Origin of the sequence: Allostella sp. (assembly GCF_041913585.1) — a bacterium.
Taxonomy (GTDB): Bacteria; Pseudomonadota; Alphaproteobacteria; order ATCC43930; family Allostellaceae; genus Allostella.
This window is the reverse complement of the sequence record NZ_JAYSFE010000111.1, coordinates 12,811-16,202: the sequence shown is the minus strand read 5'-3', so window position 1 is coordinate 16,202 and position 3,392 is coordinate 12,811. Positions and strand designations below refer to the sequence as shown.

The window sequence follows — 3,392 nt, the reverse complement described above, 5'->3', positions numbered from 1 at the left end:
GCCTGCTTGCGGAAGCGGTTGAGGTTGACGACCTCGCCCATCGCGGTCTCCATCGCTGGTGCCGCCCGGGGCGTGGCCCGCGGGCGGACGGGCGCCTAGAATATGCCGCTACCGGCGGCGAGGCGAGCCGGACCGGTCGCCCAACGCAGAACGGGGGAACGATGCGCAGGATCCTCATCGGCATTGTCGCCGTCGTCGCACTGCTGCTCGGGGCCGCCCTGGTGGTGCCGTCCTTCATCGACTGGAACCAGCACAAGGCCCGCATCGCGGCCGAGGCGGAGGCGGCGACCGGCCGGCGGCTCACCATCGGCGGCGACATCGGGCTCCGCATCCTGCCGTTCCCGCAACTCCGCGTCCGCGACGTGCGCTTTGCCAACGCGCCCGGCGCCGCCGTCCCCGACATGGCGACCCTGAAGGCGCTCGAGGTCGACATCGCGTTCTGGCCGCTGCTGTCCGGCCGCATCGACACGACCCGGGTGACCCTGGTCGAGCCGGTGATCGAACTCCAGTCCCTGCCGGACGGGTCCGGCAACTGGGCGATGAAGCCCGGCGGCGCCGCGGCGCCGTCGGCGCCTGCCGCGCCCGGCGCGGGTGCTCCGGCGGCGGGCGCCGGGCTGCCCATCCGCCTCGCCAACGTCGTGATCGAGAACGGCACCGTCGTCTGGCGCGACGGCAAGGGGGGCGTCGAGCGGATCGAGCGGATCGCGGTCCGTGCGGCGGCGGAGAGCCTGCAGGGTCCGTTCCGCGCCACCGGCGAGATGATGGTCCGCGGCCGGCCGGCGACCCTCGACGCCGAGGCCGGGCGGCTCGACCCGGCCGCGACGACGCCGGTCCGCGTCGCGCTCGGCCTGAAGGAGGCCAAGGCCGGTGCCGTGGTCACGGCGACGCTGGGGCCGGAGGGGCCGGCGCGACGCATCGAGGGCAACGTCAAGGTCGAGGCCGAGAGCCTGGCCGGCCTCGCAGCCGCGCTCACCGGCGCCGCCGTCGGGCCCGCGAAGCCGCTCGCCGCCGACGTGACCTTCCGCCTCGAAGGCGACCGTGCCCAGGCCGATCCGGTCTCGCTCCGGATCGACGACACGACCTTCGCGGGCCGTGTCGCCGCGGCCCCCGGACGCGACGGCCGGACGGCGATCGAGGCGACCCTGTCCTCGCCCCGCCTCGACATCGACAAGTGGCGCCAGGCCGTCGCGGCGCCGGCGCCCGCACCGGCCTCCGCACCCACGCCGACACCGGCGCGCGGCGCGGCTCCGGCCGGCGGCGGCTTCGCCCTGCCGGCCGGCATCTCGGCCCGGGTCGACCTCGCGGTCGATGCGGTGGTGGCGCAGGGACAGACGATCCGGCAGGCGAAGCTCGTGGCGCGGCTGGCGGACGGCAAGCTGTCGCTCGAGCGCGCCGGCGCCGAACTGCCGGGTTCGACGACGGTCGCCCTGACGGGGACGCTGGCGGCGGTCCAGGGCCAGCCGCAGTTCGACGGCCGCCTGCAGGTCGATTCGCGCAGCCTCCGCGGGCTCCTCGCCGCCTACCGGGCGGTGCCCGAGGGCCTGCCCGCCGACCGTCTCGGCCGGGCTGCGCTGCAGGCGCGCATCAAGGCGACCCCAGCCCTGGTCGAGGTCGCGGACCTGGCGGCGACGGTCGATGCCACCAAGGCGACCGGCGGCGCCACGCTGCGCCTGCCGGCGGCGGGCGGCCGGCCGGCGATCGGCGCCCGGATCGTCGTCGACCGGCTCGACCTCGATCCCTGGCTGAAGCCCGCGCCGGGCGCCCGGCCCGGGTCCGCCGGCCCCGCCGCACCGGCAGCGGCCGGCGCCGGCCCCGCCGATCCGGGGATCGACCTCGACCTCGACCTCCGGGTCGGCCAGCTCGCCGTCGCCGGCAAGCAGGGCCGCGATCTGGTGCTGGCCGCCCAGCTCCAGGCGGGGACGCTGACGGTGCGGCAGGCCGGTGTCGGCGACTATGCCGGCGCGTCGGTGAAATTCGCCGGCACGGTCCGCAACCTCGGTCCGCAGGCGGTGCTCGACCTGTCGCTCGACGCCGGCGGCCGCGATCTCGGCCGGGTCCTGAGCCAGGGCGGGGTCGCCGCGCCGGCCCAGGCGCAGCAGCCCTTCAGCGTCACCGGCAAGGTCGCCGGGTCGGCGGCGAAGCTGTCGCTCGACCTCGCCGGCCGGCTCGGCGAGGGGCAGGCGAAGCTGACCGGGACGATCGAGCCGCCGCGCGGCCTGACCGGGGTGGCGCTCGCCATCGACGCCAGCCATCCAGCGACCGGACGGCTGCTGTCCCAGCTCTCCCCGGGCTACCGCGCGCGCGGCGGCGACATCGGGCCGTTCCGGCTGGCGGCCAGGACGCGCGCGGAAGGCGGGACGCTCTTCCTCGACGGCTTCCAGCTCGCTGCCGGCCCGGCGCGCCTGGAAGGGCCGCTGCGCATCGAGACGGGCGGGCCGCGGCCGAAGGTGATCGCCGACCTGACCGGCGGGGAACTCTCGGTCGATGCCTTCCTGCCGGTCGAGGAACGCGCCGACGCCGGCCCGCCGCCGCTGCGGCCGGGGGTGATGCTGGCGCAGGCGCGGCCGCGGCCGGCCGCCCCGGCACAGCCGCAGCCGCAGTCCCAGCCGTCCGCACCCGCCCGTCCGGCGGAGCGCTGGTCGCGGGCGCCGCTCGACCTCTCTGCCCTGACCACGGCCGATGCCGACGTCAAGCTGCGCGCCGCCAGCTTCCGCCAGGGCCGGTGGGTCGTGACCCAGCCCGACATCGTGCTGACGCTGGCCGACGGCACGCTGACGCTCGGCCGCTTCACCGGAGCGCTCTACGGCGGGACCGCCGAACTGAAGGGGCGGCTCGTCGCCCGCGGCGTTCCCAGCGCCCGCCTGGAGGTGAAGGCGCAGAACGTCAACCTCGGCCAGGCGATCGAGACCGGGCGCACCATCCGCCTCGTCGGCGGCCGGATGCAGGCCAACCTCGCGGTCGAGACGACGGGCCGCAGCCAGTGGGAGCTGGTGTCGGCGCTGGCCGGCCGCGGCGATCTCGACGTGCGCGACGGCGTGCTGCGCGGCCTCAACCTGTCGAAGGTCGCGAACTCGGTGGAGGCGACCGACCTGTCGAAGCTGCCGGACATCCTCGGGCTGGTGCAGGAACTGGGGAAGGACGGCGACACGCCGTTCTCGTCGCTGACCGCGACCTACCGCATCGAGAAGGGGGTGGTGCGCAGCGACGACGGCAAGCTCGCCGCCGCCGGCTTCGCGGCGACCGGCACCACCGTCACCAGCCTGCCGGCCTGGACGACCGACACCCGCATCGAGGCCCGGATCGCGACCAAGCCGGAGCCGGTGCCGGTGGGCGTGCGGCTGGAGGGGTCGATCGACGATCCGCGCAAGATCTTCGACACCAACGCCCTCCAG

General features: G+C 76.2%; 1 protein-coding gene. It reads left to right on the top strand.

What is annotated here, in order from left to right:
- Positions 1-161: 161 nt before the first annotated feature.
- Positions 162-3,392 (top strand): AsmA family protein (locus ACE3Q3_RS18455; RefSeq protein ID WP_374448581.1); only part of this gene is annotated, 3,231 nt, incomplete at its 3' end.